Annotated in this window: 27 protein-coding genes; 9 read left to right on the top strand and 18 right to left on the bottom strand. The window is 66.6% G+C overall.

Annotated elements, in window-relative coordinates:
- Positions 1–86 precede the first annotated feature (86 nt).
- Together IB259_RS20585 and IB259_RS20580 are read left to right on the top strand one after the other, a co-directional pair.
- A complete protein-coding gene (locus IB259_RS20585; protein WP_054450975.1) occupies positions 87–1,817 on the top strand; it encodes a glycosyltransferase family 39 protein in 1,731 nt (576 codons plus the stop codon).
- The gene (locus IB259_RS20580; RefSeq protein WP_119450886.1) at positions 1,814–3,214 is read left to right on the top strand and encodes an MATE family efflux transporter; all 1,401 of its coding nucleotides are present in this window, start codon (positions 1,814–1,816) and stop codon (positions 3,212–3,214) included. Before IB259_RS20585 ends, IB259_RS20580 begins: the two co-directional genes overlap by 4 nt.
- 33 nt (positions 3,215–3,247) lie before the next feature.
- Here the strand turns inward: IB259_RS20580 and paaK are convergent, their stop codons facing one another.
- From paaK to paaA, 9 genes are all read right to left on the bottom strand, one after another.
- Positions 3,248–4,561, bottom strand: coding sequence for a phenylacetate--CoA ligase PaaK (gene paaK / locus IB259_RS20575; protein ID WP_054450973.1), 1,314 nt, complete (start codon positions 4,559–4,561; stop codon positions 3,248–3,250).
- Positions 4,562–4,672: 111 nt separating this feature from the next.
- The gene (gene paaI / locus IB259_RS20570; protein ID WP_054450972.1) at positions 4,673–5,143 is read right to left on the bottom strand and encodes a hydroxyphenylacetyl-CoA thioesterase PaaI; all 471 of its coding nucleotides are present in this window, start codon (positions 5,141–5,143) and stop codon (positions 4,673–4,675) included.
- Positions 5,144–5,145: 2 nt separating this feature from the next.
- Positions 5,146–5,934 carry a 2-(1,2-epoxy-1,2-dihydrophenyl)acetyl-CoA isomerase PaaG gene (gene paaG / locus IB259_RS20565; RefSeq protein ID WP_119450887.1) on the bottom strand — a complete coding sequence of 263 codons (789 nt, stop codon included), beginning with the start codon at positions 5,932–5,934 and terminating at the stop codon, positions 5,146–5,148.
- Between the two features lie 14 nt (positions 5,935–5,948).
- Entirely contained in the window at positions 5,949–7,613 is a 1,665-nt protein-coding gene (gene paaN, locus IB259_RS20560; protein WP_054450970.1) for a phenylacetic acid degradation protein PaaN, read from the bottom strand.
- A gap of 48 nt (positions 7,614–7,661) precedes the next feature.
- Complete coding sequence (gene paaE / locus IB259_RS20555) at positions 7,662–8,750, bottom strand: 1,2-phenylacetyl-CoA epoxidase subunit PaaE (protein ID WP_054450969.1); 1,089 nt, start codon at positions 8,748–8,750, stop codon at positions 7,662–7,664.
- 13 nt (positions 8,751–8,763) lie between these two features.
- Entirely contained in the window at positions 8,764–9,270 is a 507-nt protein-coding gene (paaD, locus tag IB259_RS20550; protein ID WP_054450968.1) for a 1,2-phenylacetyl-CoA epoxidase subunit PaaD, read from the bottom strand.
- Entirely contained in the window at positions 9,267–10,031 is a 765-nt protein-coding gene (gene paaC, locus IB259_RS20545; RefSeq protein ID WP_119450888.1) for a 1,2-phenylacetyl-CoA epoxidase subunit PaaC, read from the bottom strand. Before paaC ends, paaD begins: the two co-directional genes overlap by 4 nt.
- A gap of 15 nt (positions 10,032–10,046) precedes the next feature.
- Entirely contained in the window at positions 10,047–10,331 is a 285-nt protein-coding gene (paaB, locus tag IB259_RS20540) for a 1,2-phenylacetyl-CoA epoxidase subunit PaaB (RefSeq protein ID WP_006388300.1), read from the bottom strand.
- An 83-nt stretch (positions 10,332–10,414) separates the two neighbouring features.
- The gene (gene paaA / locus IB259_RS20535) at positions 10,415–11,404 is read right to left on the bottom strand and encodes a 1,2-phenylacetyl-CoA epoxidase subunit PaaA (RefSeq protein WP_054450966.1); all 990 of its coding nucleotides are present in this window, start codon (positions 11,402–11,404) and stop codon (positions 10,415–10,417) included.
- 173 nt (positions 11,405–11,577) lie between these two features.
- On the opposite strand from paaA, the gene paaX reads away from it, so the two are divergent.
- Entirely contained in the window at positions 11,578–12,507 is a 930-nt protein-coding gene (gene paaX / locus IB259_RS20530) for a phenylacetic acid degradation operon negative regulatory protein PaaX (RefSeq protein ID WP_119450889.1), read from the top strand.
- A 28-nt stretch (positions 12,508–12,535) separates the two neighbouring features.
- Here paaX and IB259_RS20525 read toward each other — a convergent pair whose 3' ends face one another.
- Positions 12,536–13,162 (bottom strand): NAD(P)H-hydrate epimerase, encoded by a 627-nt coding sequence (locus IB259_RS20525; protein WP_192330018.1) that lies wholly within the window; start codon positions 13,160–13,162, stop codon positions 12,536–12,538.
- Positions 13,163–13,342: 180 nt separating this feature from the next.
- Between IB259_RS20525 and IB259_RS20520 the strand changes: the two genes are divergently transcribed.
- From IB259_RS20520 to IB259_RS20510, 3 genes are all read left to right on the top strand, one after another.
- Positions 13,343–14,704: an acyclic terpene utilization AtuA family protein gene (locus tag IB259_RS20520; RefSeq protein WP_054450963.1), complete on the top strand. Its 1,362-nt coding sequence runs from the start codon at positions 13,343–13,345 to the stop codon at positions 14,702–14,704.
- 12 nt (positions 14,705–14,716) lie between these two features.
- Positions 14,717–15,043 carry a DUF4387 domain-containing protein gene (locus IB259_RS20515; RefSeq protein ID WP_013392433.1) on the top strand — a complete coding sequence of 109 codons (327 nt, stop codon included), beginning with the start codon at positions 14,717–14,719 and terminating at the stop codon, positions 15,041–15,043.
- A gap of 72 nt (positions 15,044–15,115) precedes the next feature.
- Positions 15,116–16,066 carry a tripartite tricarboxylate transporter substrate-binding protein gene (locus tag IB259_RS20510; RefSeq protein ID WP_225591406.1) on the top strand — a complete coding sequence of 317 codons (951 nt, stop codon included), beginning with the start codon at positions 15,116–15,118 and terminating at the stop codon, positions 16,064–16,066.
- A 3-nt stretch (positions 16,067–16,069) separates the two neighbouring features.
- On the opposite strand, the gene IB259_RS20505 is transcribed toward IB259_RS20510, so the two are convergent.
- Both IB259_RS20505 and orn read right to left on the bottom strand, forming a co-directional pair.
- Positions 16,070–17,044 carry a sigma-54-dependent Fis family transcriptional regulator gene (locus IB259_RS20505; RefSeq protein ID WP_054450961.1) on the bottom strand — a complete coding sequence of 325 codons (975 nt, stop codon included), beginning with the start codon at positions 17,042–17,044 and terminating at the stop codon, positions 16,070–16,072.
- Positions 17,045–17,056: 12 nt separating this feature from the next.
- On the bottom strand, positions 17,057–17,602 hold the full coding sequence (orn, locus tag IB259_RS20500) for an oligoribonuclease (RefSeq protein ID WP_042792554.1): 546 nt from the start codon (positions 17,600–17,602) through the stop codon (positions 17,057–17,059).
- A gap of 63 nt (positions 17,603–17,665) precedes the next feature.
- Here orn and IB259_RS20495 point away from each other — a divergent pair, with 63 nt between their 5' ends.
- Both IB259_RS20495 and rsgA read left to right on the top strand, forming a co-directional pair.
- Entirely contained in the window at positions 17,666–18,916 is a 1,251-nt protein-coding gene (locus IB259_RS20495; protein WP_054450959.1) for a M48 family metallopeptidase, read from the top strand.
- Entirely contained in the window at positions 18,913–19,818 is a 906-nt protein-coding gene (gene rsgA, locus IB259_RS20490; protein ID WP_054450957.1) for a ribosome small subunit-dependent GTPase A, read from the top strand. Before IB259_RS20495 ends, rsgA begins: the two co-directional genes overlap by 4 nt.
- A gap of 136 nt (positions 19,819–19,954) precedes the next feature.
- Here the strand turns inward: rsgA and IB259_RS20485 are convergent, their stop codons facing one another.
- On the bottom strand, positions 19,955–20,686 hold the full coding sequence (locus IB259_RS20485; protein WP_119450892.1) for a CoA pyrophosphatase: 732 nt from the start codon (positions 20,684–20,686) through the stop codon (positions 19,955–19,957).
- Positions 20,687–20,821: 135 nt separating this feature from the next.
- Positions 20,822–21,202, bottom strand: a complete 381-nt coding sequence (rplS, locus tag IB259_RS20480) for a 50S ribosomal protein L19 (protein WP_006218237.1) — start codon at positions 21,200–21,202, stop codon at positions 20,822–20,824.
- Positions 21,203–21,500: 298 nt separating this feature from the next.
- Here rplS and IB259_RS20475 point away from each other — a divergent pair, with 298 nt between their 5' ends.
- Complete coding sequence (locus IB259_RS20475; protein ID WP_054450952.1) at positions 21,501–22,373, top strand: DMT family transporter; 873 nt, start codon at positions 21,501–21,503, stop codon at positions 22,371–22,373.
- Positions 22,374–22,461: 88 nt separating this feature from the next.
- Here the strand turns inward: IB259_RS20475 and IB259_RS20470 are convergent, their stop codons facing one another.
- The 4 genes from IB259_RS20470 to cysD form a co-directional block, all read right to left on the bottom strand.
- Positions 22,462–22,863 carry a hypothetical protein gene (locus IB259_RS20470; protein WP_192330016.1) on the bottom strand — a complete coding sequence of 134 codons (402 nt, stop codon included), beginning with the start codon at positions 22,861–22,863 and terminating at the stop codon, positions 22,462–22,464.
- Between the two features lie 72 nt (positions 22,864–22,935).
- The gene (locus IB259_RS20465) at positions 22,936–24,282 is read right to left on the bottom strand and encodes a PA0069 family radical SAM protein (RefSeq protein ID WP_054450949.1); all 1,347 of its coding nucleotides are present in this window, start codon (positions 24,280–24,282) and stop codon (positions 22,936–22,938) included.
- Positions 24,283–24,494: 212 nt separating this feature from the next.
- Positions 24,495–25,793 (bottom strand): sulfate adenylyltransferase subunit 1, encoded by a 1,299-nt coding sequence (locus tag IB259_RS20460; protein ID WP_192330014.1) that lies wholly within the window; start codon positions 25,791–25,793, stop codon positions 24,495–24,497.
- Positions 25,794–25,834: 41 nt separating this feature from the next.
- The gene (gene cysD / locus IB259_RS20455) at positions 25,835–26,743 is read right to left on the bottom strand and encodes a sulfate adenylyltransferase subunit CysD (RefSeq protein ID WP_054450946.1); all 909 of its coding nucleotides are present in this window, start codon (positions 26,741–26,743) and stop codon (positions 25,835–25,837) included.
- Positions 26,744–26,749: the final 6 nt, after the last annotated feature.

Below are 26,749 nucleotides of genomic sequence, written 5' to 3'. Positions count from 1 at the left end.
CTCCGGGCTGCTTTTTTTTCTCCCTGGCCGTCCGATTCTGACGCTGGGTACTAGCGCAACCAGACCACTCGGTTACATTAACGCCCGTGTCCCCACTTTCCATTTCCACTCCAGCCCGGCTCACGTCCGTGGCTACCGCGAAACTGCCCAGACTGATTCTGCTGGGCTTGTCGCTGGCCTATATCGTGGCCGGCCTGTTCATGCGCGACCCGTGGAAAACAGACGATGCCGTGGGACTGGCGACCATGATCACGGCGATCCGCGAAGGCGGCATCACCTGGTTGCTGCCGCAGGTGGGACACTTGGCGCACGCCGAGGAAGGTCCCCTGATCACCTGGGTGGGCGCGATCTGCATCTGGCTGTTCGGCCCCTACATCGGCGACATCACCGCCGGCCGCCTGCCCAATCTGCTGTGGTTCGGCATCACCGCCACCAGCGTCTGGTACGGCACCTATCTGCTGGGCCGCCGCGCCGAGGCGCAACCGCTGGCCCTGCCCTTCGGCGGCGAACCCGAACCGCGCGACTACGGACGCATGCTGGCGGACGCCGCGCTGTTGTTGCTGCTGGCCACGGTCGGCATCCTGCAGCGTACCCACGAAACCACCGTGGTGCCCGCCATCATGGCTTGGCAGGCGCTTGCCTTTTATTCGCTGGCGCGCAGCATAGACCGGCCATTCACCGGCAGCACCACCCTGGGCATCGCACTGGCGGCCAGTTTCCTGACCCGCGGCTGGGTCGGCGCCATCCCCATCATGGTGGGCGCGGCCCTGGCGTTCTACCCCCGCAGCCGACTGTGGAAATGCCGGCGCTGGCTGCCGTGGGCCGCGCTGCTGGCCGCCGTCCTGATTCTGGCTTGGTGGATACCCGCCAGCCACAGCAGCGAATACTGGATCCGCAACTGGAAGACCTGGAACCTGTCGTCCTTCGCCGTGCCGCCCTGGCATGACATCGGGCGCACCCTGCGCGACCTGCCCTGGTACCTGTGGCCGACCTGGCCGCTGGCCCTGCTGGCCATCTGGCGCTGGCGCGCCTGGCTCTACGCGCCGCATATCTGGCTGCCGCTGGTCCTGCTGGTGTGTTCGGCGGTCGTGCTGTTCGGCCTGGAAGAAGCCTCGGATTCCGAGTACGTGCTGCTGGCCGTGCCCTGCGCGGTGCTGGGCGCGTTCTCGCTGCCCACGCTGCGCCGCGGCGTGGTCAACACGCTGGACTGGTTCGCCGTCATGTGCTTTTCGCTGACGGCCATCACGGTCTGGCTGGGCTGGGTTGCCCTGCACTTCGGTTGGCCGGCGCAGATTTCCCGCAATATCGCCCGCCAGACCACCGGCTACCAACCCGAGATCTCCTGGGTCGCGTTCGCGCTGGCCGTGGGTTTCACCGTGGGCTGGATCGCGCTGGTGGTGTGGCGGCTGCGGGTGCGGCCGCAGGCGCTGTGGCGCGGCACGGTGCTGTCGGCCGGCGGCCTGACGGTGACCTGGATCCTGCTGGTGCTGCTGTGGCAACCCGCCGTGGACTACGCCCGCAGCTACCGCACCGTGTCGGGCCAGTTAGCCCAGGCGCTGCAGCAGAACGTGCGCCCCGGCGAGTGCGTGCGCGGGCTTAGCCTGGGCAGCGGGCAGCGCGCCTCGTTCCTGATCTTCAATAACCTCACGTTCACGTTCGACTCCAAGTGCACGCTGGTGCTGCAGCAGACCAGCAACCAGAGCTTGCGGGACAACACCGCCGCCTACAGCGACGGCGCCGAGGTGCTGTGGCAAGGCGGCCGGCGCGCCGACCGCCAGGAAGTCTTCCGCCTGCTCCGAGTCGGCGCCCCCCGATGACGCCCGCGCCCGCCGCGCCGATGAGTTTCGGCGCCACCCTGCGCGGCATCGCCAGGCAGGCCTGGCCGGTGCTGGTCAGCCAATGGGCCGGCATCTCCTTCGGCGTGCTCGACACCGCCATGACCGGCCATTCCAGCGCCGCCGACCTGGCGGCAATGGCGCTGTCCGCGTCGATCTACATCACCATCTTCGTCGGACTGATGGGCGTGGTGCACGCCCTGATCCCCATCCTGGCCCAGCACTTCGGCGCAGGCAACAATCTTGAGGTCGGCCGCAGTTGGGGCCAGGGCGTCTGGCTGGCGCTGGGATTGTCCGTGGTGGGCGCCGTGCTGATGCTGTTCCCCAACATGTGGCTGTCCATGTCCGGCGAGGTCGCTCCCGGCGTGCGCGAACGCATCGGCTCGTATCTGCAGGCCCTGGTGCTGGCCCTGCCCGCCGCGCTGGTGTTCCGCACCATCTACGCGCTGGGCACGTCGGTTTCGCGGCCCAAGCTGGTCATGGCGATCAACCTGACGGCCATAGTCTTCAAGGCCTTCTTCAACTGGCTGTTCATCTACGGCAAGCTGGGATTGCCCGCCATGGGCGCCACCGGCGCCGGACTGGCAACCGCCGTGGTGTCGTGGATGAGCCTGGGCCTCGGCTTGTGGGTCATCACCCACGACCGCTACTACCGCCGCTTCAAGCTGCACGTCGGCAAGCCCGACTGGAAGACGCTCAAGGAACTGCTGCGCCTGGGCATCCCCATGGGCGGTTCCTACCTGGTCGAAGTGTCGGCCTTCACTTTCATGGCCCTGCTGGTGGCGCGCGAAGGCACTTACGTGACCGGCGGCCATCAGATCATGTCCAACCTGGCCGCGCTCTGCTACATGATGCCCATGGCGCTGGGCGTCGCCACGGCAGCCCTGACCGCGCAGGCCATCGGCGCGGGCAACCTCGCCCATGCGCATCGCACCGGCATGGCCGGCCTGACGCTGGGCATCCTGGGCGCCCTGCTGACGGCGGCGGTGCTGCTGGCTGGCCGTCCGCTGATCCTGGCCGCCTATACCGACAATCCGGAGGTGGCCGCGGTGGCGACCACGCTGCTGGCCGTCCTGCCCCTCTTCCACCTGTTCGACTCGATGCAGTGCATCAACTCCTACCTGCTGCGCGCCTACAAGGTCGCGGTGGTGCCGCTGCTGCTGCAGGTGGTGGCGCTGGCGGGCGTGGGCCTGGTCGGCGGCTGGTGGTTCGGTTTCGGCCCGGGCCGCGGTGGCCTGGACGGCGTGCGCGCCATCCTGGTCCCTGGCTCCCCCCAGGGCGCGGGCAGCATGTGGCTGATGGCCATGGTCGGCCTGGGACTGTCGGCGGCCTTGCTGCACTATTGGTACCGGCGCATCGTGCGCGGGACGATCAAGTAAAAAAAGCAGCCTTGCGGCTGCTTTTTTTGGACCTTATTTCGGCCGCTTGTCGATCACGCGGCGAGCCTTTCCGGTCAGCGTGCGTTCCACGTGCCCGGAATCCGACACCTGGATGCGCGCGCTCACGCCGATGTGCGTCTTCACGGCATGCTGGAGCTGCTTGCCCAGGTTTGCGCGCTCGGCATCCGACAGGGTGGAAAATTCGGCGCGCAGTTCGGTCAGGATTTCCAGCTCGTCCATATTGCCGGTGCGCGACAGCACCAACTGGTAATGCGGCGCCAGCTGGGCGATCTTCAGGACCAGTTCCTCGACCTGGGTCGGGAACATGTTCACGCCGCGCACGATCAGCATATCGTCGCTGCGGCCAGTGATCTTGCCGATGCGCCGCATGCTGCGCGCGGTGGGCGGCAGCAGGCGCGTCAGGTCGCGGGTGCGGTAGCGGATGATGGGCATCGCTTCCTTGGTCAGCGAGGTGAACACCAGTTCGCCCGGCTCGCCGTCGGCCACGGGCTCGCCCGTGTCGGGATTGATGATTTCCGCGTAGAAATGGTCTTCCCAGACCACCGGACCGTCCTTGGTCTCGACGCATTCGCTGGCAACGCCAGGCCCCATCACTTCGGACAGGCCATAGATGTCCACGGCGTCGATGCCGGCTTCGGCCTCGATGTCGGCGCGCATCTGCCCGGTCCAGGGTTCGGCGCCGAAGATGCCGATGCGCAGCGAACTTTGACGCGGATCAATCCCCTGGCGGCGCTGTTCCTCCAGAATATTGCAGAAGTAGGAGGGCGTGACCATGATGATGTCCGGACGGAAATCGTTGATCAACTGCACCTGCTTTTCGGTCTGTCCGCCCGACATCGGGATGACCGTGCAGCCCAGGCGTTCCGCGCCGTAATGCGCGCCCAGGCCGCCCGTGAACAGGCCGTAGCCGTAGGCCACGTGCACCGTGTCGCCGGGCTTGCCGCCCGCCGCGCGGATCGAGCGCGCCACCAGGTTGGCCCAGTTGTCCAGGTCGCCCTTGGTGTAGCCCACGACCGTCGGCTTGCCGGTGGTGCCGCTGGAGGCGTGGATGCGCGAGATGCGCTCGCGCGGCACGGCGAACATGCCGAAAGGATAGTTCTCGCGCAGTTCCTTCTTCGTGGTGAAGGGGAACTTCGAGATATCGGACAGCTGCTTCAGATCGTCGGGATGCACGCCGGCTTCATCGAAAGCCTTCTTGTAGTGCGGCACATTGTCGTAGGCATGCTTGAGCGACCACTTCAGGCGCTCGAGCTGCAGCGCGCGCAGCTCATCCTGGCTGGCATGCTCGATGGGGTCCAGCCCCGGCTTGCTCATGGTGTTGGACATGGTTATCTCTCTCCTGAAATTCTCTCTGCGCGGGGCCGGATCGCGGCGGGCATATGCCCTGCCCGCTCGCGGCGCGGCCCGCGGCCGTATAGCTTTGGTTGGCTGGCTGCCTCAAGCGTCCGCGGGGACGCCGACGATCTGGCCCTTGATGCGGTAGGAGCGGCCGCGGAACAGCGCCACGTTGCGTCCTTCCTGGTTGGTGACGGTGACGTCATAGACGCCGGTGCGGCCGGCCAGCGAACGCTCCTGCGCCACGGCGGTCAGCAGATCGCCTTCGAAGCCCGGGGCCAGATAGTCGATGGTGCAGCCCGAGGCCACGGTGCTGACGTTGCGCGAATTGCACGAAAAGGCGAAGGCGCTGTCCGCCAGGGCGAAGATGAATCCGCCGTGGCAGGTCTTGTGGCCGTTCAGCATGTCGGCGCGCACGCGCATGGTCAGCCGCGCGTAGCCCGGCGCCATTTCCTCGACTTTCATGTCCAGGCCCTGCGAGGCCGCATCGCCCGCAAACATGACGGTGCCGACGGCCTGCGCCAGCTCCTGGGGATCGGCCGGCACTTCGACCGCGGGAACGTGTGCGTTCATTCTTATTGCCCCTTGAATTGCGGTTCGCGCTTGCCGAGGAAGGCGGCCACGCCTTCCGCGTAGTCTGCGCTGCGGCCGAGTTCGCGCATCATGTCGCGCTCAAGGTCCAGCTGCGTGGACAGGTCATTGCCCAGGCTGGCCTGCATGGCCCGCTTGGTGTACGCCAGGCCCTTGGTCGGCGCCTTGGCGAAGTGCTGCGCCAGGCGTTCCAGCGTGGCATCGAATTCCTCGTCCGCCACGCATTGCCAGATCAGGCCCCACTCTTCGGCCTGCTTGGCGCTGAGCTTGTCGCCCAGCATGGCCAGTCCCATGGCGCGGGCACGGCCGACCAGACGCGGCAGCACAAAGGTGCCGCCCGTGTCGGGGATCAGCCCGAGGCGGCAGAACGACTGGATGAACGTTGCCGAAGCCTTGGCGATGACGATGTCGCCCGCAAACGCCAGGTTGGCGCCTGCGCCGGCCGCCACGCCGTTCACGCCCACCACGACGGGCATGGGCAAGGCGTTGACGCGGCGCACCAGCGGCCCGTAGAACTTGTCGACGGTTTCGCCGAGGTCGGGCGGCGTGCCGTCGGCGGCGGGCTTGCGCTCGCTCAGGTCCTGGCCGGCGCAGAAGCCGCGGCCGGCTCCCGTCAGCAGCAGCACACGCGCGCCCTCGGTCTCCACGCGCGTCAACGCGTCGGCCACTTCGCCGTGCATGTTGGCGGTGAAGCTGTTCAGCTTGTCGGGACGGTTCAGCGTCAGGCGCGCGATGCCGCCGGACAGGTCGAATTGGATATCCTGGTAGCTCATGTCATCGCCCCCGTTCAGACATGACGGCGGGTTTGCACCACGCGGAAGCGGTTGGACACGAAGGCCGAATCCGACAGCGCGGCGTTGGCGGCCGGGTTGGCGCCGGTGCCGTGGAAGTCGCTGAAAGCGGCGGTCTGGTTGACGAACACGCCGCCCGTCAGGTTCAGCGACAGCGACACGCCCGAGACTTCAGCCGCGTCCTGCACCTGGTCGGCGACGGCGTCGCTGGTGGTGTAGGCCGACAGCGACAACGCGCCATGCTTGATGACGCTGTCACGCGCCAGCTGGATGCTGTGGGTGGTGGAATCGGTAGCCACCACGAAGGCGATCGGGCCGAACCATTCCTGGCTGATGGCGGCGTTGCCAGCTTCCGTGCGCAACAGCAGCGGCGTGCGGACGCGGGCGTTCTCGAACTGCGGGTGCGTCAGCGCCTTGCTGTCGGCCACCACCGGCAGGCCCAGCGCGCGGGCCTTCTCGATGCGCTCGACGATGCCTTCGTTCTGGATCGCGCCGGTCAGCTCGACGGCCTTGGCCGCATCGGCGCCGACCTTCTCGACCGCGGCGCCCAGGGCAGCAGCGACCTCGTCGAAGCTGACGCGGCCTTCCGGCGTCTGGATGCCGTCGCGCGGCACGTAGATGTTCTGCGGCGCGGTGCACATCTGGCCCGAGTACAGGGCCAGCGAGAACGCCAGGTTGCGGGCCACGCCCTTGAGGTCGTCGGTGGAATCGATGATGACCTGGTTGACGCCGGCCTTCTCGGTGTAGACCAGCGCCTGGCGGGCGTTGTTCTCCAGCCAGTCGCCGTTGGCGGTGCTGCCGGTGAAGTCGACGATCTTGACCGCCGGGTCCAGCGCCAGCTTCTGCGCGGTGTCATCGCCGGCAGCGTGCGCGGCCAGCAGGACGACGTCCGGGTCGAAGCCCGCTTCCTGCAGAACTTCGCGCGCCACCTTCACGGTGATGGCCAGGGGCAGGATCGCGCCGGGGTGCGGCTTGACGATGACGGTGTTGCCGGTAGCCAGGCTGGCGAACAGGCCGGGGTAGCCGTTCCAGGTCGGGAAGGTGGAGCAGCCGATCACCAGCGCCACGCCTCGCGGCACCACGGTGAACTGCTTTTCCATGCGGATCGGGTCGTTCTTGCCTTGCGGCTTTTCCCAGACGGCCACGCCGGGGATGCGCGACATTTCCTGCCAGGCGTAGGTCACGGCTTCGAAGCCGCGGTCCTGCGCGTGCGGGCCGCCGGCCTGGAAGGCCATCATGAAGCCCTGGCCGGTGGTGTGCTGGACCGCGTAGGCGATCTCGAAGCTGCGTTTGTTCAGGCGCGCCAGGATTTCCAGCGACACGCCCACCCAGGCACGCGGGCCGGCGCGGCGCCAGTCTTCCAGCGCGCGCTTGGAGGCGGCGATCAGCTTGTCGGCGGGCACGTGCGGATAGGTGATGCCCAAGTCGAAGCCGAACGGCGATTTTTCGCCGCCGACGGTACCGTCGGCGTCGTGCAGGTTCAGCGGGAAAGGCTTGCCTTGCAGCGCCTCAAAAGCCGCGCGGCCGTCGTCGTTGGCGGTTTCGCCATAGTTGCGGGGGCTGGGCGACTCGGCAAAGGGGCTCCAGTAGCCGCGCAGGGAGGCGGCGGCCATGGCTTGTTCCAGCAGGGGCTGATGGCGTTCGAAGAATTGTTGGGACACTGCGTCTCTCCAAATGGATATGGTTTTATCTGCCTGGCGCGGGCCGGGTCAGGTTTCCTGGTCGAAGTCGATGACCAGGCGGTCGCTGACCGGAAAGCTCTGGCAGCTCAGGATGAATCCGCGCGCCACTTCGTAGTCTTCCAGGGCGAAGTTGGCGTCCATGTCCACCTCGCCTTCGATGACCTTGCAGCGGCAGGTGGAACACACCCCGCCCTTGCACGAATACGGCAGTTCGATACCTTGCGCCAGCGCCGAATCCAGCACGCTGTCTTTATTCTTTTCAATCACGAACATACGGCTGTGGCCGTCCTGCACCACGGTCACCTCGCACTGGCCCTTGCCGGGCGCCTGGCGGGCGTCCTGGCCGGTGCGCAATGCGCGCGGCCCCTTGGGCGCGCCGAAGAGTTCGAACTTGATGTTCGACTTCGGAATGCCCCGGGCCTGCAGCCGCTCGACCACGCTTTCGGTCATGGTCTGCGGACCACAGACAAAAGCGTAATCGATATCCTCGGGGCTCATCCAGGCCGACATCAGCTGGTCGACCTTGTCGCCGTCCAGGCGGCCGTTGAAGAGTTCGATGTCCTGGGTCTCGCGGCTCATGATGTAGACCAGCGAGAAACGCTCCATATAGAGGTTCTTCAGGTCCTCGATCTCTTCGCGGAACAGCACCGCGGACGAAGCGCGGTTGCCGAAGAACAGCGTGAACTTGCTGTCGGGCTCGGTCGACAGCGCGGTCTTGACCAGGGAGAACACCGGCGTGATGCCGCTGCCTACGGCAAACGCCACATAGTGGCGCTTGTTCTCGGGGGAAAAATCGACGGTGAAGTTGCCGGCCGGCGCCATGACTTCCAGGGTCTGGCCGGGCTGCAGCTCATGGTTGGCCCAGCTGGAGAAAACGCCCTCGTCCACCTTCTTGATGGCCACGCGCAGCAGCTTGTCGTGGGGCGCGGAACAGATGGAATAGGAGCGGCGCTGTTCCTGGCCGTTGAGCTCGGTGCGCAGCGTCAGGTACTGGCCCGGCAGGAAGGCGAACTCTTGCGCCAGCGTCTCGGGCAGGTCGAAGGTCACGACCACGGCGTCGCGCGTGTTGCGCGCCACCGAAGCCACCGTCAAGGAATGGAATTGGTTCTGGCTCATTGCGAAACCGCTCTCAGTGAGTCTTGAAATAATCGAAGGGCTCGCGGCAAGACACGCAGCGATACAGCGCCTTGCACGACGTGGACCCGAAGTTGCTGACCAGGCGCGTGTCTTTCGAGCCGCAGCGCGGGCAGGCGATGGCAGGGCCGGCCGCGCGCCGGCTGATGCCCGAGATGTCGACGGCGCGTTCGGCGGGCGCGGCGATGCCGTAGCCCTTGAGCGCCTCGCGTCCCTTCTCGCTCATCCAGTCGGTGGTCCAGGCCGGCGCCAGGCGGGTTTCCACGCGGACCTCGGCGACGCCGTGGCGGGCCAGCGTCTGCTGGATATCCTGCGTGATCTCGCGCATGGCCGGACAGCCGGAGTATGTGGGCGTGATGACCACGACACAGGCCTCGCCGTCCCAGGACACGTCCCGCACCACGCCCAGATCCACCACGGACAGCACGGGGATCTCCGGGTCGGGGACCTCCTGCAGCCAGGCGTAGACCTGGTCGGCGGAAACGGGCGCCAGCGCGTTCACCAGGTGGCTCCCGGGTAGGCGCGCGGCAGGAACTGCATTTCGGCGAGCACGTAGCCCAGTTCCTCGGTGTGCTTGCCCTGGCGTCCGCCACGGTATGCCAGATGGCTGGCGGCGGCTTCGTCGGGCACCGTCAGGGTGGCTTCTTCCAGGACTTCGCGCACATGGGCCAGCCAGGGCTGGCGCAGGGCCGACAGTTCACAGCCGATGCCGCGGGCGGCGACGTCCAGGTCGACGGCGTCGTCGGCGAACAACTCACCGGTGAAACGCCAGGCATCATCGATGGCGGCCTGCATCTTGGCATGGCTTTCCGCCGTGCCGTCGCCCAGGCGCACCACCATGTCCGACGAACGCCGCACGTGGTAGGTCACTTCCTTGATGGCCTTGGCCGCAATGCCGGCGACGCGTTCGTCGCTGGACTTTTCCAGGCGCTGCAGCAGGAAATAGTGCCAGACGTCGAACAGGAACTGGCGCGCCATGGTGTCGGCGTAGTTGCCGTTGGGGCGTTCGACCAGCAGCGCGTTATGGAACTGGTGCGCATCGCGCAAATAGGCCAGCGCGTCTTCGTCGCGGCCGGCGCCTTCGACTTCGCCGGCCAGCGTCAGCCACATGCGGGCCTGGCCCAGCAGGTCGAGCGCGGTGTTGGTCAGCGCCAGGTCTTCTTCCAGGATCGGGCCGTGGCCGGTCCAGGCGCCCAGCCGCTGCGACAGGATGAGCGAGGAATCGCCCAGGCGCAGCAGGTATTCAAACAGAGTCTTGTCCATGTCTCCCCCGCCGTCTTACATGTGCTTGATTTCTTCGGGCATCGGGAAGAACGTGGGATGCCGGTAGACCTTGCTGTTGGCCGGTTCGAACAGCGGATCCTTGTCGCCGGGGCTGCTGGCCGAAATATCGGAGGCGCGCACCACCCAGATGCTCAGGCCTTCGTTGCGGCGCGTGTAGACGTCGCGGGCGTGGTTGATCGCCATTTCGGCGTCGGGCGCGTGCAGGCTGCCGACGTGCTTGTGCGCCAGGCCGTGCTGGCTGCGGATGAACACTTCCCACAGGGGCCAGTCTTTGCTCATGATGGATGTCCTTGAATGCCGGGCGCGCGCGGCGCGCTCCGGTTTGCAATGGTGGTGAAGAAGAGTGGAGCCCGCTCGCGGGCTCAAGCTACCTTGCGCTCGGCCTGCTTGTCGGCGTAGGCGACTAGCGCATCGCGCACCCAGGCGCCGTCCTCGTGCGCCTTGACGCGCGCGGCCAGGCGTTCGCGGTTGCAGGGGCCGTTGCCCTTGAGCACCGCGTAGAACTCGGACCAGTCGATCTCGCCGAAGTCATAGTGGCCGCGTTCGGCGTTCCACTTGAGCTCGGGATCCGGCACCTTCAGGCCCAGGTATTCGGCCTGCGGCACGGTCTGGTCCACCATCTTCTGGCGCAGTTCGTCGTTGGAGAAGAGCTTGATCTTCCAGGCCATGGACTGGGCGCTGTTGGGCGAGTCGGCATCCGAGGGACCGAACATCATCAGCGCGGGCCACCACCAGCGGTTCAGGGAGTCCTGCACCATGGCCTTCTGCTCGGGCGTGCCGTGCAGGCACATCTGCATCAGCAGGTCGTAGCCCTGGCGCTGGTGGAAGGACTCTTCCTTACAGACGCGCACCATGGCCCGCGCATAGGGGCCGTAGGAACAGCGGCACAGCGGGATCTGGTTGATGATGGCCGAGCCGTCGACCAGCCAGCCGATCATGCCGATGTCGGCCCAGCTGAGCGTGGGGTAATTGAAGATGCTGGAGTACTTGGCGCGGCCGGCATGCAGGTCGTCGATCAGGTCGTCGCGTGACACGCCCAGGGTTTCCGCGGCGCTGTACAGGTAGAGGCCGTGGCCGGCTTCGTCCTGGACCTTGGCCAGCAGGATGGCCTTGCGCTTGAGCGAAGGCGCGCGGGTGATCCAGTTGCCTTCGGGCAGCATGCCCACGATTTCCGAGTGCGCGTGCTGGGAAATCTGGCGCACGAGCGTCTTGCGGTAGGCGTCCGGCATCCAGTCCTTGGCCTCGATGCGGACGCCGTCGTCGATCCGGCGCTGGAACGTCTGTTCCCGGCCTTCGAGCTGGTCCGCGGTCTTGACCTGCTTGACGCCGGTTTCGACGAGTTGAGCGTACATGTTTGTCTCCTTGAAGACGGTTTGCGAAAACGCAAAGCAAACGTTCCGCAGTGCCGTCATGTCATAGGCGGATTATTTAATACAAAAAATTCATTGTCAAACTCAAATCTGTATCACATTGGATTTATGTATCATATTGCGGATCCCGATATCGGCCACTCCGGCCCCCTCTAATGGCAAACCCTCAGTCGCCCCTGGACCGCTTTCTGTCACGCCTGATCAAGAACGATCCGCCGCGCGCGAAATCGCTCTGCGTCAGCCTGCTCGGGGACGCATTGGCGCCGCACGGCGGCGCCATCTGGCTGGGCGATCTGATCGAGCTGCTGGCCCCGCTGGGCATCAATGAACGGCTGCTGCGCACCAGCGTGTTCCGCCTGGTGGCGCAGAACTGGCTGCAATCCGAACGCCACGGAAGGCGCAGCCTCTACCTGATCTCCGAGCAGGGCCTGCGCCACACCGCGCACGCCTCGCAGCGCATCTATGTCGGTCCGCCCCTGGAATGGAACGGCGAATGGACGCTGGTCGCCCTGCCGCGCACCGGCAACGGACTGGCCGAGCGCGCCGAGTTGCGCCGGGAACTGGTCTGGGAAGGCTTCGGCATGATCGCGCCCGGGCTGTTCGCGCATCCGCACACCGAGGCAAGCGCCGCGCACGACATCCTGGAAAAGCTGGGCATCCCCGACCGCGCGCTGGTACTGTCGGCGCGCGACCTGGCCGGCGCAGGCGGTCTGCCGATAGCCAGCCTGGCCTCGCAATGCTGGAACCTGGACGAGCTGGCGGAGCAGTACCGCCAGTTCGCGAAGAATTTCGGCCCGCTGGAAAAGCTGCTGGAAACCCCGCCCGCCCCCGCCGATGCGTTCATCGTGCGGGTCATGCTGCTGCACAGCTGGCGCCGGATCGTGCTGCACGATCCGCAACTGCCGGGCCCCATGCTCCCTGACGACTGGCCCGGCCATGCCGCCCGCGAGATCTGCGGCCGCATCTACTGGCAGGTGTTCGACGCGTCGGAAGCGCATCTGGATGCACTGGCCGGCCGCGACAACGAGCGCTACGCGCCGCTGGCGGCCGACATCGCCTCGCGCTTCGGCGGCAAGCCCGCCTAGGCCAAGACGCCAAGACCTGCCTTTCGGATCAGGCCGCCGGCTCGATGGTCACGCCCAGCGTGTCCACTTCCGACACGCCGCAGGCGTCGCGTCCCGGGCCTGGCCGTTCCAGCCCCCTGGCCCGGCCGATGAAAGACAGCGTCCAGCGCGCCCGGATGGGCCGCCCCAGGGCCTCGCCGCTGTCCGCGTCTATGCCGCTGGGCACGTCCAGCGCCAGCACCGGCACGCTCCAGGCGTTGACCGTGTCCACCAGCGCCTGCCAATCCGCGCCCAGCGGGCGATTCAAGCCGATGCCGAACAGGCCGTCTATGACCAATTCCGGCACGAAGCCCGGCTCCAGTTCCGACCAGGTTTCACCGCCCGCGGCCAGCCAGCCGGCATAGGCGCGGGCGGCATCCGGCGGCAGGCGCTGCGCCCCCGCCGGCAACAGCACCCGCACGTCATGTCCCATGGCGCGCAGGCCGGCCGCAGCTTCCAGCGCATCGCCGCCATTGTTCCCAGGCCCCGCCAGTGCCAGCACCCTCGCCCCCGGCCCGAGCCGCGCCGCCGCGTAACGGGCCGCAGCGGCCCCCGCCAGGGGCATCAAGTTTCTGCCGGCGGCCAAGGCCTGGCGTTCGGCGTCGCGGATCCGGGCGACCGAGTATGAAGATGGCATCGCTTTTTATGTGTGAAATTCACGCATTGCGTGAAAATTTACCCGCAAATTTAAAGAGATCGCGCCAACAAGACCGCAAATTCGCGGGATTTACGCTTCCCGCCAGTTGGCACGCATCTTGCGTTGTAGTCATTGCCGGTACGAGCGAGACCGGACGACTCAACTGAAGAGACTACACCCATGCGTTCCATGAGCATCATCTGCCCGAACGGGCACTTAGGATTCGCCCCCTTGCGCACCGAGAGCTTCCAGCTCGGCGTCGCCGCCGGGCCGGACTGCATCGCCGCCGACTCGGGCAGCGACGACGTGGGTCCCGTGCCGCTGGGCTCCGACACCTCCACCAGCCCGCAAGCCTGGCAGCGCCACGACCTGGAACAGATGCTGCTGGCCGCGCGCAAGCTGGGCGTGCCCATGGTCATCGGCTCGGCCGGCGACACCGGCTCCAACAGCCGGGTCGACCTGTACGTGCGCCTGATCAAGGAGATCGCCGCCGAGCACAAGCTGGCGCCGTTCAAGGTCGGCTACTTCTATTCCGAAGTCGACAAGGAACGCGTGCGCCGCGCGCTGCGCGCGGGCCAGCAGGTGGCCGGCCTGGACGGCTACGCTGACCTGACCGAAGCCGAGCTGGATGCCAGCGACCGCATCGTGGCGGTGGCCGGCGTGCATCCCTACATCAAGCTGCTGGAAGCTGGCGCGGACGTGATCATCGGCGGCCGCAGCTCGGATGCCGCCGTGTTCGCCGCCCCTGCCCTGCACCGGGGCTACGACGCCGACCGCGCCTATTACCTGGGCAAGGTGCTGGAGTGCGCTTCGTTCTGCGCCGAACCCTATGGCGGCAAGGAAACCGTGATGGGCGAGATCTCGGCGGAGGACGTGCGCGTCACGGCCATGCATCCCGACCAGCGCTGCACCATCGCGTCGGTCGCGGGCCACGCGATGTACGAGCGCTCCAATCCCTACGAAGAATTCTTCGCAGGCGGCCGGCTGGACATGGCCGATTGCCGCTACGAGCAGTTGAGCGAAAAGACCACCCGCATCACCGGCTCGCGCTTCGAACCCGCCGCCCAGGTGCGCGTAAAGCTGGAAGGCTCCGGCAAGGTCGGCGAGCGCTACATGGGACTTTGCGGCATACGCGATCCCTACACCATCGCCAACGTCGACCGCGTCATCGCCTGGGCGCGAGACAAGGTGCGCGAACGCTTCGGCGACTCGGGCTATGAGCTGCACTACAAGGTCTACGGGCGCGACGGCGTCATGGGCGACCTGGAGCCGCTGCGCGACCAGCCGGGCCATGAGCTGTGCGTCATGGTCCAGGGCGTGGCGCCGACCGCCGAAATGGCCGAGGAACTGACGCTTACGGGCCTGCGTCAGATGTTCTACGCCCGCCTGCCCGACGTGAAAGGCACGGCCGGTTCGGTGTCGTTCCCGCTGGACGAGGTGGTGCGCACCAGCGCCGCCTACCGCTGGACCCTGAACCACACGCTGCCGGTGGAAGACGCCGGCGAACTCTTCCCGACCCACCTCACCGAGGCTGGCGCCTGAGCCGGCAAGACCATGAGCACCCAGAAACTCAGCACCCTGGCCAAGACCATCCGCAGCAAGAACGCGGGCGTGAACAAGATCACCTTCGACATCATCTTCCGCGAGCCGGCGACCTACGAGGCGGTCAAGCGCTCCGGCGCGCTGACGCGCGCCAGCATGGCGGCCCTGTACCGCATCGACGACAGCCGCATATCGGACTTCGTGCATTACGATCCCGGCCTGGCCATCAAGTTCACGATCTACCGGCTGGCTCCCAGCGGGTCCGCGGGCGATGGCGACATCTTCGGCGCGCAGCAATATGCGCCGCTGCTGGACGTCGCCGTCCCCATGCCGGACTGAACGCCGCGGGCGCCGCACCCGGCGCCCCGCTCCAACCCCCGCTCTCCTAGAGAATCGATCATGAAAGCGCTAATGCAAACAACGTTGTTCCTGGCGGCATCCCTGCTGGCCGGCGCGACAGCGGCCCAGACGGAAGTGCCCAAGCAGGTCAAGATCGTGGTGCCGTTCACCGCCGGCGCCAGCAATGACGCGATCGCCCGCGCGATCGCGCCGCAGCTTGCGGCCCGCTTCGGCAACACGGTGATCGTGGAAAACCGCGGCGGCGCGGCCGGCGCGATCGGTTCCGAGTACGTGGCCCGCTCGGCCAAGGACGGCTCGGTGCTGCTTCTGACCTCGTCGACCTTCCTGACCACCGCCGCCACGCAGCCTCACCTGCCCTACGACCCGCTGAAGCAGTTCGCGCCGGTGGCGATGATAGGACAGGGGCCGCTGGTCATCGCCGCCTCGGCGCAGACGCCCTATACCTCGTTGAAGCAGTTGCTGGAAGCGGCGCGCAGCAAGCCGGGCGCCCTGAACTACGGCAGCGCCGGCGTCGGTTCGCTGGCGCATCTGGCCACCGTCATGCTGGACGACGCGGCCGGCACGGAGATGACCCACGTGCCCTACAAGGGCGCGGCCAACGCCGCCTCCGACCTGGCCGGCGGGCTGATCCATGTCATGCTGTCCAACTACAGCACGCTGGCCCCCGTGGTGCAGGGCAAGAAGGTCAAGCTGCTGGCTACCACCGCGCAATCGCCCTCCGCGGCGTTCCCCGACCTGCCGCCGGCCGCGCAGGCGCTGCCGGGATATTCGGTGCAGATCTGGGTGGGTGTGTTCGCGCCGGCGGGCACGCCGCAGCCTTATATCGACAAGCTCAACGCCGCGCTCGTCGAGATCTCGGCTTCGCCCGAAATGAAGGCATTGCTGGACCTGGACGGCACCGTGCCGTCGCGCATGGACAGCGCCGAATTCGGCACGCGCGTGCGCGAGGAACTGGCCCTGTGGCAAGGCATTGCGCGCAAGCACAACATCAGCGCGGAATAGGCCTCAGCCTTCCAGCCCCAGCTTGAGCATCTGGTGGCGCAGGGCGTGCCGCGTGAGCCCCAGGGACTCGGCGGCGCGCCCCAGGTTGCCGTCCTGGGCCTGCAAGGCCGCCCGGATCAGGCCGCGCTGGAACTGCGCGGACAGTTCGGCGTAGGTGCCGGCGGCGGCAGACGAGGCCGCCGGCGCGGGCTTGCCCGCTTCGCGCAGGATGCGCTGCGGCAGGTGTCGCGCCAGTACCGTGTCGCCGTCTTCCAGGATGCAGATGCGCTCCAGCAGATTGCTCAGTTCGCGCACATTGCCCGGCCAGGCGTAGGCCTTGAAAATGCGCCGCACCTCGGGATCGATGACGGTGAAACGGCTGCCGTGGGTGGCGTTGTAGCGTTCCAGGAAGCGCTGCGCCAGCACGATCACGTCATCGCCGCGCTCGCGCAACGGCGGCAGGTTGATCGACACCACCTGCAGGCGGTAATACAGGTCGTCGCGAAAGCGCCCGGCCTGCACCTCCCCCAACAGGATCTTGTTGGTGGCGGCGATGAAGCGCGCATCGACTGAAACCTCCTGGACGGAACCGATGCGCCGGAAGCGCCGGCTGTCCAGCAAGGTCAGGATCTTGGCCTGCATGACCGGATCCAGCTCGCGGATTTCGTCCAGGAACACGCTGCCGCCATTGGCGGCTTCGAGCAGGCCGGTCTTGCGCGCCACCGCCCCGGTGAACGCGCCGCGTTCATGGCCGAACAATTCGGACTCGAGCAGGTTGCCCGGGATGGCGGCGCAGTTGATCTCGGTATAGCCCTTGGCCGCGCGCGCCGACTGCGCATGCAGGTTGCGGGCGACCAGCCCCTTGCCGGTGCCGGTTTCGCCGTAGATGAGGACGATGCTGGCCTTGCTGCGGGCGACCCGGCCGACCAGATCGCGCAGCGCCGCCATCGACGGGTGATCCCCGATGAGCGGCTCGCAGGCGGACGGGGCGGCAGGCATGGGCGGGGCCGCTTATACCTTCAGGAAGTGTTCGCGGTAGTACTTGAGCTCGTCGATCGATTCGTAGATGTCGGCCAGCGCTTCGTGGCGGCTCTTCTTCTCGAATCCCTTGTAGACGGCCGGCGCCCAGCGGCGGGCCAGTTCCTTCAGCGTACTCACGTCCAGGTTGCGATAGTGGAAAAACTGCTCCAGGCGCGGCATGTAAGCAAACATGAAACGGCGGTCCTGGCTGATGGTGTTGCCGCACAGCGGCGACTTGCCCGCCGGCACATGCTGCGCCAGAAACGCCAGCAGCGTATCCTCGGCCTGCGCCTCGGAAATCGTGGACGCCTTGACCTTGTCGATCAGGCCGCTCTTGCCGTGCGTGGACTTGTTCCAGCTGTCCATGGCGTCGAGCAGGCTGTCGGGCTGGTGCACCACCAGCACGGGGCCCTCGGCCACGACGGTCAGGTCGGGTTCCGTCACCACCACGGCGACTTCGATGATGCGTTCTTTCTCGGGGTCCAGGCCGGTCATTTCCATGTCCAGCCAAACCAGGCGGTTTTCGTTCACAGCCATATAATTTGCCTATAAAACGTTCGATTTTCGCACATACCCACACTTGAGCACGCCGCATCGCCCATGTTCACATTGCTGTTCGTTGCCTTCCTGCTGACCGATATCGCCGTGCGCCTGTGGCTGGCTACGCGCCAGATCCGCCATGTCGCGCGCAACCGCGACCAGGTGCCGTCCGAATTCTCTCACCGTATCGGGCTGGCCAGCCACCAGCGGGCGGCGGACTACACCGTGGCGCGGGTCAAGCTGGGCATGCTGGAACGCACCTACGACGCCATCCTGCTGGTGTGCCTGACCCTGATGGGAGGACTGCAGCTCATCGACCTGATGGTGGCCCAGATTACCAGCAACGACTTCCTGCGCCAGATGCTGCTGCTGGTCGTGGTGGCGCTGTTGCTGGGCGTGCTGGGCCTGCCCTTCACGTTGTGGCGGCAGTTCAAGCTGGAAGCGCGCTTCGGCTTCAACCGCATGACGCCCGGCCTGTTCATCGCCGACGCCGCCAAGGGCCTGCTGGTCGCGGCGGTGCTGGGCCTGCCGCTGGCGGCCGCGGTGCTGTGGCTGATGGGCAGCGCGGGCGCCTACTGGTGGGTGTGGGCCTGGGCGCTGTGGACCGCGTTCAACCTGGCGCTATTGATCGTCTACCCGATGTTCATCGCCCCGCTCTTCAATAAATTCACGCCGCTGTCCGACCCGGAGCTGGCCGGCCGCATCCAGCGCCTGGCCCAGCGCTGCGGCTTTGCGCTCAACGGCCTGTTCGTGATGGACGGCTCGCGCCGCTCCGCCCACGGCAATGCCTACTTCACGGGCTTCGGCCGCTCGCGCCGCATCGTGTTCTTCGACACCCTGCTGGCGCGCCTGAACGGCGACGAGATCGAAGCCGTGCTGGCGCACGAGCTGGGCCATTTCGCCAAGCGCCACATCGTCAAGCGCATCGTCTTCAGCTTCGCCGCCGCGCTGGTGTTCTTCGCCATCCTGGGCTGGATCTCGCAACAGCCCTGGTTCTACGTGGGACTGGGCGTCATGCCGCAACTGGGCGGACGCAACGACGCCATGGCGCTGCTGCTGTTCTTCCTGGTGATCCCCGTCTTCACTTTCATGCTCACGCCCGTGGCCAGCTGGTACTCGCGCCGCGACGAGTTCGAAGCGGACCGCTACGCGGCCGAACAGAGCTCGCCGGAACGCCTGGTGTCCGCGCTGGTCAAACTCTACGACGACAACGCCGCCACCTTGACTCCCGACCCCGTGCACTCCGCCTTCTACGACAGCCATCCCCCCGCCGCCGTGCGCATCCGCCACCTGACGGCGGCCGCTGCATGACCGCGCCGTCCAACGAAGGCCGCATCATCGCCGCCCACGGGCGCCACTACACGGTGGAGCTCGCCGACGGCACGCTGCGCAAGTGCTTCCCGCGCGGCAAGAAGGCAGGCGCCGCCGTCGGCGACCGCGTGCGCATCACCCCCCAGGGCAAGGACGAAGGCGCCATCGACGCCATCCTGCCGCGGCGCAATCTGCTGTACCGCTCGGACGAAATGCGTTCCAAGCAGTTCGCCTCCAACGTCGACCAGTTGCTGATCGTGGTCGCCGTGCAGCCCACGTTTTCGGACGACCTGACCGGCCGCGCCCTGGCCGGCGCCTGGAGCGCGGATATCGCGCCCATCATCATCCTCAACAAGACCGACCTGGCGGACGAACTGCCGGCGGCGCGCGCGCGGCTGGCGCCGATCGCCGCGCTGGGCGTGGACGTGATCGAACTCAGCGCGCTGGAACCCGAAAAGGTGCATACGCTGCTGGCGCCGCGCCTGGCCGGACACACCAGCCTGCTGCTGGGCCAGAGCGGCATGGGCAAGTCCACGCTGCTCAACGCCCTGGTGCCCGACGCGGCCGCTCCCACCCGCGAGCACTCCACCGCGCTGGACATGGGCAAGCACACCACCACCAGCACGCGGCTCTATCACCTGCCCGCGCCGGGCGGCGACCTGATCGACTCGCCGGGCTTCCAGGCCTTTGGCCTGCAGCATCTGAGCCGTGAGGACATCATCCGCGGCTTCCCGGAGTTCACCAAGCCCATCGAGGAGTGCCGTTTCTACAATTGCACCCACCGCCAGGAACCCGGCTGCGGCGTGGTCGCGGCCTTGCAGGCGGGCGCAATCGATCCGGCGCGCTACGCCTTGTACCAGCGCATCCTGGAAGAAAACCTGGCGGGACAGCAGCGCTACTAGCGTGTCGTCCAATGGGAACCTGCTGCGGAGTCCGACACACACTCCCCTGGACGTCCCGTAATTGAATACGGCCCCTGTACGGGGCCGTATTCATTGGCAGCGAAAGCCGGAAACCAAGGCCGGCTTGCGGCGGGGATCAACGGGGCGTAAAGCCGTGGCGCAGCAGATGGTAGAGGTTGCGCAACATGCCGGCTGTCGCGCCCCAGATGAAATGCTTGCCGTAAGGCATGCCGTAGTACTGGCGCACCCGGCCGTCGTCCAGACGGGCCTCGTACAGCCGGTGATTGGCGGGATCCATCAGGAAGGACAACGGCACTTCGAATACTTCCGCCACCTCGAAGGCGTCGGGCGCCAGGTCAAAGCCTGGACGCACCAGCGACACCACCGGAATGATGGAGAACCCCGTCGCCGTCAGATACGGCGGCATGCTGCCCAGCACTTCGACGTGGTTGGCGGGCAGCCCGGTTTCTTCCTGCGCTTCGCGCAAGGCCGCGGCCTCCGGCGTGGAGTCGCTGGTTTCGATGCGCCCGCCCGGAAAGCTGATCTGGCCGGCATGGTCATGCAGGTGGGCGGCGCGCTGCGTCAGCATGATGTGCACGCCGTTGTCGCGCGTTACCAGCGGAATCAGCACCGCCGCAGGCACGGGCACGCCTTCGCGGCCCGGATAACGCAGGTCGGTGTCGCGCGACAGCTCCAGCGTCCAGGTGGACGGCTGGCTGAGCGTGCCCCGCAACGAATCCGGGGTCAACAGGCTGGCGGGCACGGCCGGCAAGGACGCGTTGGCCACCACCCAGGGTTGCGTCGCCGGATCGAAGCCGGGACGCGCCAGCGGCCGCCGGGGCCGCGGGGAAGACGAGGAATCAGACATACGTCTCTGCAAAAGACTCTGCAAAAAGAAAAAGGCACCCTCGCAGGTGCCTTTTTAACCCGGAAACCCGTGCCGAACGAAAACGCTGGATGGCGTGAGCGTCCGACACTGGTAGGGCCGTGTGCCGATAAGCGATCAAGCCGCCGAGGCTTGCTTGCTGACCAGCTTTTCCTTGATACGCGCCGACTTGCCCGAGCGGTTGCGCAGGTAGTACAGCTTGGCGCGGCGCACGTCGCCGCGGCGCTTGACTTCGATGCCGGCGATTTGCGGCGAGTACAGCTGGAACGTACGTTCCACGGCTTCACCCGACGAAATCTTGCGCACGGTGAACGCGGAGTTCAGGCCGCGGTTGCGCTTGGCGATCACGACGCCTTCGAAAGCCTGCACGCGCTTGCGGGTGCCTTCAACGACGTTCACGCTCACGATGACGGTGTCACCAGGAGCAAATTCAGGCTTGGCTTGACCGCCGGTCAGGCGGGCAATTTCTTCCTGTTCCAGGATAGCGATAAGGTTCATGAGAACTCCTAGATCATCATGTCTTTGCGGACTAAAACTTTTGCCGTTCGATGTTGTTCACGTGGCTTCTGCAGGATTGCGCTATAAGCACAAGCCCGCATCCATCGCGTGTTGCACGGCCAACTGACGCTAAGGCCAGCTCCCGTTGCATGTGCCGCAAGCAGAGGATGAGATTTGGCAAACCAATGATTCTACACCAAAAATCGCTCCGGGCATCAGGTAACATGGCCCCGGTTCTCGCGGTTTGGAGTACCCTTCCGTCTTCTGTAACAAACACGCCATCTGGCGCTGTTCCTTCATGTCGTATTCGTCCCTGATATTGGTCGTCCTGGCGGCAATGGCCCACGCCACGTGGAATCTGCTCGCCAAGCGCGCGGCCATGGTGGGCGCTCCCTTCGTCTTCGCCTATGGCCTGTGCGCCTCGGTACTGTATGCGCCGTGGGTCATCTGGGTGCTGTTGCACGACGGCATGACCTGGACCTGGCCCGTGGTCGGCGCCATCCTGACTTCCAGCCTGTTGCATCTGGGCTACAGCCTGTGCCTGCAACGCGGGTACCAGGTGGCCGACCTGTCTGTGGTCTACCCCATCGCACGGGGCACCGGGCCGCTGCTGTCCACCACCGGCGCCTTTCTGCTGCTGGGCGAACCCGCCACCAGCACCGGCATCATCGGCATGCTTTGCGTAGTGGGCGGGGTGCTGCTGATCGCAACCCAGGGCCGCCTGGCCATTTTCAAGCAGGCCCAGGCCTGGGTGGGCGTGCGCTGGGGCGTGGTGATCGGCCTGTTCATCGCGGCCTATACCGTCGTCGACGCCTACGGCGTGAAGGTGCTGCTGATCAGCCCCGTGCTGTTCGACTGGTTTACCTGCGTGACCCGCACGACCATGATGGCCCCCCACATGCTGCGCCGCCGCCCCCAGTCCTGGGAGGCCATGCGCGGGCACTGGCATCTGGCGCTGGCCGTGGGCCTCTTGTCGCCGCTGGGCTACATCCTGGTGCTGTACGCGCTGCGCAACGGCGCGCCGCTGAGCCTGGTAGCCCCTGCCCGGGAAATGTCCATGATGTTGGGCACCCTGGCCGGCATGTTCCTGCTGCGCGAAAAAGTCGGACCGGGCCGGTTGGCTGGCTGCCTGGCCATCCTGGCGGGCGTCGTTCTGCTGGGTTCAAGCTGACGAACCCTGCTCCGGGCAGTTCCGGCTGGCGGGGCTGGCGCGTACCGGTTACGCCTTGCCTGCCGGCTACCGCCGGGCATCCGACCGTTCAGAATCCGGCGGCCGCGCCCAGCCACATCAGGCCAGGAATGATCGCGCCCCAGGCCAGCACCATCACCACATCTATCACCATGGCCTTCATGGTCACTTGAGCCGTCACGGGTTCCACCGTGGCGTTACCCAGGCTGCGCTCGCGCGCGGCAGGCGCGGCGACGGCCGGGCCTGCCGGCGCGCCAGCCTCGGCCGGCGCGGGCGGGAACGGCCAGCGAGCCGGCGCGGAGCCGGGCCGCACGCGGCGGCGCGGCTCGACATCGGCGCCGGAGGTGTTCCAGGGCAGCGCCATGCCGGCCACCCGGGCGCACCAGGCGCGGGCGCGGTTCGTGCCGCGGCGCAGCGGGTTCAGCGTAACGACGAGTTCGTCCGACAAGACGGAAATATCAGCGGTGTTCATGGGAACTCCTAGGAAAGACGGTCCAGCGCCAGGCGTAGCCCCCCGGCAGGCATCCGCGGCGGCAGCCGGCGGTCAATCGAACAATGACAACTGGCCTGCGGCCATGGCTTGCAACTGGCGCGCTACGCGCCCGTGCGCGCCGCCGGCTGCGGGCGATACGGCGGGAAAAGGGACCCCTGAAGACGCTTGCGCGCCAACCGGGGATAGGAAATCGGCAGCCTTCGCCGCAGTTGCGGCAGGAGGCAGGAAACGGTCGCAGTCCAGCGCCAGGCGATGGCGGTTCAGGCCCAGCTTGCGCGTGGCGATGGTGAAACGCTGACGCAGCAGATCGGCCCAGACGCCGGTTCCGCGCATGCGCGACCCGAAGTTGGGGTCATTGCGGCGGCCATTGCGCAGGTCTTCGATGCGATGCAGGACGCGCTGGGCGCGGTCCGGGAAATGGGCGTTGAGCCAATCCTCGAACAGGGTCTTGACCTCCCAGGGCAGGCGCAGGACGGTGTAGCTGGCATAGTGCGCGCCGGCCGCCTTGGACTCCTGGAGGATGTGCTCCATGGACTCGTCGTTGATGAACGGGATGATGGGCGCGACCAGCACGCCGACCGGCACGCCGGCGTCGGTCAGGCTGCGCACGGCTTCCAGCCGGCGCCACGGCGCGGCGGCGCGCGGTTCCAGCGTGCGGGCCATGCCGGCGTCCAGCGTGGTGATGCTCATGTACACCACCACCAGCTTCTGTTCGGCCAGCGCGGCCAGCAGGTCCAGGTCGCGGGCGACCAGCGCGTTCTTGGTGACGATGGTGAGCGGATGGCGGGTTTCCAGCATCAGTTCCAGCAGGCCGCGCGTCAGCCGCCATTCGCGTTCGATGGGCTGGTAGGCGTCGGTGGCGGAACCGATGTTGATGGGAGACGGCTTGTAGCCGGGCCGCGCGAGTTCGGCGCGCAGGGCCTCTACCGCGTTGGCCTTGGCCACCAGCCGGGTTTCGAAGTCCAGCCCGGGCGACAGGCCCAGGTAGGAATGCGTGGGCCGGGCGTAACAATAGACGCAGCCATGCTCGCAGCCCCGGTACGGATTCACCGCCACGTCGAAGGGGATATCGGGCGAATCGTTGCGCGACAGCATCTTGCGCGCTTCTTCAGCAGTGACCGTGGTCTTGGGAGCGGCGGGCGCTATGCGCGCATCCGGCAGGATGGGAATGACGCGGGCGGCTTGCTCGCCGGCGGCAGCTTCGGGGAAATTATCGGGGACGGAATCTATGAAGTCGGCGGGCAGGCCGGAGGAGGACCAGCCGTCGTCGACCTGCACGCGGTCATCGCGCTGAAAGCGATGCCGAACATTAGTAACCGCACCCCGACCGCGCAAGGCGGCGGGGGCGGCAGCCGGGGACCCAGAACCGGCGGGAAAAGAATGATCGGTGCGTGCCATGAAAACTACTGTACAAAAACACAGTAGTTTTGACAAGCACCAAAAGCCTTTTCGTAAGACAGCCCCACTTTACCGCAAGACGCCGGCGCCGTCCGGACAAATCGATTTCACCAGGCGAGATCGCCCGGAAACCCGCGCCAATACTGGATCTAGCAGAAAAACAACAGGTCCCGCAGGGGCTGGAAACCCGTTGTTTTCCGGCCTCTTGCGGATTAGCGCAACATGCCTGCCGCAGCAGTCTGATGCGTGGCCTCGTCGATCAGGATGAATGCGCCCGTCGCGGGCACATCGGCATAACGATCGACCGCCAACGACTCGCGCGTGGTGAGCGTGACGCGTCCGATGTCGTTCATGCGCAGCGTGCCCTCGGTGTTCTCCACTTCCTGCAATTCGTGGATGTCACGATGCGACAGCACCGCGCGGATCTTCGCCGAGGTCAGGCGCGTACCCGACTTCAACAGATACTTGCGCGCGGGATTCAAGGCCTGCGCATCGAGCCAGCACAGCTCGGCTTCGAATTCGCGCGCGACCTGCGCCGGCGCCGACGCATGCACGATCACGTCGCCGCGCGACACGTCCACGTCGCGATCCAGCACCAGCGTGATCGAGTCGCCCGCCACCGCCTCATCCAGCGCGCGGTCGAAGGCGCGCACTTCGCTCACAACTGCCGTCACGCCCGAGGGTTGCACCGTGATCTCGTCGCCCGGCCGCAGCACGCCGCTGGCGACGCGGCCGGCATAGCCGCGGAAGTCATCCTTGCGACTGCCGTCATGGCGCGCCACCCATTGCACCGGAAAGCGCAGCGGCAAGGCGCGGCCGTCGCTTGCCAGGTCCAGCGATTCCAGCAAGGCCAGCAAAGGCTGCCCGTCGTACCACTGCGTCTGCGGCGACAAGGTGACGACGTTGTCGCCATTGAGCGCCGACAGCGGCAAGGCGTCGAAGTGCTCGATGCCCAGCTTGCCTGCCAGATCCGCATAAGCATCGCGGATGCGCTCGAAGACGGCGCGGTCCCAGTCCACCAGGTCCATCTTGTTGACCGCCACCACGATATGGCGGATGCCCAAGAGGCGCGCGATGGTGCTGTGCCGCTTGGTCTGCGGCAGCAGCACGCCGTCGGCCGCGCGGGTGGCGTCGATCAGGATGACGGCCACGTCGGCGGTCGACGCGCCCGTGACCATGTTGCGCGTGTACTGCTCGTGGCCCGGCGCGTCGGCGATGATGAACTTGCGCGCGGGCGTCGAGAAGTAACGGTAGGCGACGTCTATGGTGATGCCCTGTTCGCGTTCGGCCTCCAGGCCGTCGGTCAGCAGCGAAAAGTCGATGCCGTCGCCCGCCACGCGCTTGTGCTTGGCGCGCGAGATCGCGTCCAGCTGGTCGGCGAACACGCCCTTGCTGTCATACAGCAGGCGGCCGATCAGCGTCGATTTGCCGTCATCCACCGAGCCGGCGGTGATCAGGCGCAGCACGCCCGTATCGGCGCCGGAAAGAAAAGAATCGTTGAGTGCGTTCATGTGCGTTCCTGGTCGCCGGCTGATGCCGGCGTGTCAAGCGATCAGAAATAGCCTTCCTTCTTGCGGCGCTCCATCGAGGCCTCGGAAGTCTGGTCGTCCATGCGCGTGGCGCCGCGCTCGGTAATGTCGGTCACCGCTGTTTCGGCGATGATGGCCCGGGTGTCGGCGGCATCGGACGCCACCGGGCAGGTGCAGGAGATATCGCCCACGGTACGAAAGCGCACCTGCAGGCGTTCGACGTGTTCGCCATCCTGCGGCGGGGTCAGCCGCGTGACCGGCACCAGCAGGCCCTTGCGGCGCACGACCTCGCGCTGGTGGCTGTAGTAGATCGACGGCAGCGCCAGCTGCTCGCGCTGGATGTACTGCCAGACGTCCAGCTCGGTCCAGTTCGAGATCGGGAACACGCGCATGTTCTCGCCGCGATGCACGCGGGTATTGAACAGGTTCCAGAGTTCCGGACGCTGCGCCTTCGGATCCCATTGGCCGAACTCGTCGCGGAACGAGAAGATGCGTTCCTTGGCGCGGGCCTTTTCCTCGTCGCGGCGCGCTCCGCCGATGCAGGCGTCAAAGCCGAATTCCTCGATCGCCTCCAGCAGCGTCACGGCCTGGGCGGCATTGCGCGAATCGGTCTCGCGGCGCAGCACCACGCTGCCGCGCGCGATCGAATCCTCGACGCTGCGCACGATCAGGGTCTCGCCCAGTTCTGCCGCGCGCGCATCGCGGAAGGCGATCACTTCGTCGAAGTTGTGGCCAGTGTCGATGTGCATCAGCGGGAACGGAAAGCGTCCCGGCCGGAATGCCTTCTCGGCCAGGCGCAGCAGCACCACGGAGTCCTTGCCGCCAGAGAACAGCAGCACGGGCTTCTCGCTTTCGGCGGCCACCTCGCGCAGGATGAATATTGCTTCCGATTCCAGCCAATCCAGGTGGCTGCGTTGGATCACTGCAGACATATGCAC

The organism is Achromobacter sp. ACM04, assembly GCF_014851465.1.
Classification (GTDB): Bacteria; Pseudomonadota; Gammaproteobacteria; order Burkholderiales; family Burkholderiaceae_B; genus Achromobacter; species Achromobacter aegrifaciens.
Note: the sequence above shows the minus strand (reverse complement) of the source record. Positions and strands in the feature narration are given on the sequence as shown.

Excerpts from the sequence above, each read along its gene's own strand:
- IB259_RS20580 (WP_119450886.1), top strand. The coding sequence starts at position 1,814 with ATGACGCCCGCGCCCGCCGCGCCGATGAGTTTCGGCGCCACCCTGCGC.
- paaK (WP_054450973.1), bottom strand. The coding sequence starts at position 4,561 with ATGTCCAACACCATGAGCAAGCCGGGGCTGGACCCCATCGAGCATGCC.
- paaI (WP_054450972.1), bottom strand. The coding sequence starts at position 5,143 with ATGAACGCACACGTTCCCGCGGTCGAAGTGCCGGCCGATCCCCAGGAG.
- paaG (WP_119450887.1), bottom strand. The coding sequence starts at position 5,934 with ATGAGCTACCAGGATATCCAATTCGACCTGTCCGGCGGCATCGCGCGC.
- paaE (WP_054450969.1), bottom strand. The coding sequence starts at position 8,750 with ATGAGCCAGAACCAATTCCATTCCTTGACGGTGGCTTCGGTGGCGCGC.
- paaC (WP_119450888.1), bottom strand. The coding sequence starts at position 10,031 with ATGGACAAGACTCTGTTTGAATACCTGCTGCGCCTGGGCGATTCCTCG.
- paaB (WP_006388300.1), bottom strand. The coding sequence starts at position 10,331 with ATGAGCAAAGACTGGCCCCTGTGGGAAGTGTTCATCCGCAGCCAGCAC.
- paaA (WP_054450966.1), bottom strand. The coding sequence starts at position 11,404 with ATGTACGCTCAACTCGTCGAAACCGGCGTCAAGCAGGTCAAGACCGCG.
- paaX (WP_119450889.1), top strand. The coding sequence starts at position 11,578 with ATGGCAAACCCTCAGTCGCCCCTGGACCGCTTTCTGTCACGCCTGATC.
- IB259_RS20525 (WP_192330018.1), bottom strand. The coding sequence starts at position 13,162 with ATGCCATCTTCATACTCGGTCGCCCGGATCCGCGACGCCGAACGCCAG.
- IB259_RS20520 (WP_054450963.1), top strand. The coding sequence starts at position 13,343 with ATGCGTTCCATGAGCATCATCTGCCCGAACGGGCACTTAGGATTCGCC.
- IB259_RS20515 (WP_013392433.1), top strand. The coding sequence starts at position 14,717 with ATGAGCACCCAGAAACTCAGCACCCTGGCCAAGACCATCCGCAGCAAG.
- IB259_RS20510 (WP_225591406.1), top strand. The coding sequence starts at position 15,116 with ATGCAAACAACGTTGTTCCTGGCGGCATCCCTGCTGGCCGGCGCGACA.
- IB259_RS20505 (WP_054450961.1), bottom strand. The coding sequence starts at position 17,044 with ATGCCTGCCGCCCCGTCCGCCTGCGAGCCGCTCATCGGGGATCACCCG.
- orn (WP_042792554.1), bottom strand. The coding sequence starts at position 17,602 with ATGGCTGTGAACGAAAACCGCCTGGTTTGGCTGGACATGGAAATGACC.
- IB259_RS20495 (WP_054450959.1), top strand. The coding sequence starts at position 17,666 with ATGTTCACATTGCTGTTCGTTGCCTTCCTGCTGACCGATATCGCCGTG.
- rsgA (WP_054450957.1), top strand. The coding sequence starts at position 18,913 with ATGACCGCGCCGTCCAACGAAGGCCGCATCATCGCCGCCCACGGGCGC.
- IB259_RS20485 (WP_119450892.1), bottom strand. The coding sequence starts at position 20,686 with ATGTCTGATTCCTCGTCTTCCCCGCGGCCCCGGCGGCCGCTGGCGCGT.
- rplS (WP_006218237.1), bottom strand. The coding sequence starts at position 21,202 with ATGAACCTTATCGCTATCCTGGAACAGGAAGAAATTGCCCGCCTGACC.
- IB259_RS20475 (WP_054450952.1), top strand. The coding sequence starts at position 21,501 with ATGTCGTATTCGTCCCTGATATTGGTCGTCCTGGCGGCAATGGCCCAC.
- IB259_RS20470 (WP_192330016.1), bottom strand. The coding sequence starts at position 22,863 with ATGAACACCGCTGATATTTCCGTCTTGTCGGACGAACTCGTCGTTACG.
- IB259_RS20465 (WP_054450949.1), bottom strand. The coding sequence starts at position 24,282 with ATGGCACGCACCGATCATTCTTTTCCCGCCGGTTCTGGGTCCCCGGCT.
- IB259_RS20460 (WP_192330014.1), bottom strand. The coding sequence starts at position 25,793 with ATGAACGCACTCAACGATTCTTTTCTTTCCGGCGCCGATACGGGCGTG.
- cysD (WP_054450946.1), bottom strand. The coding sequence starts at position 26,743 with ATGTCTGCAGTGATCCAACGCAGCCACCTGGATTGGCTGGAATCGGAA.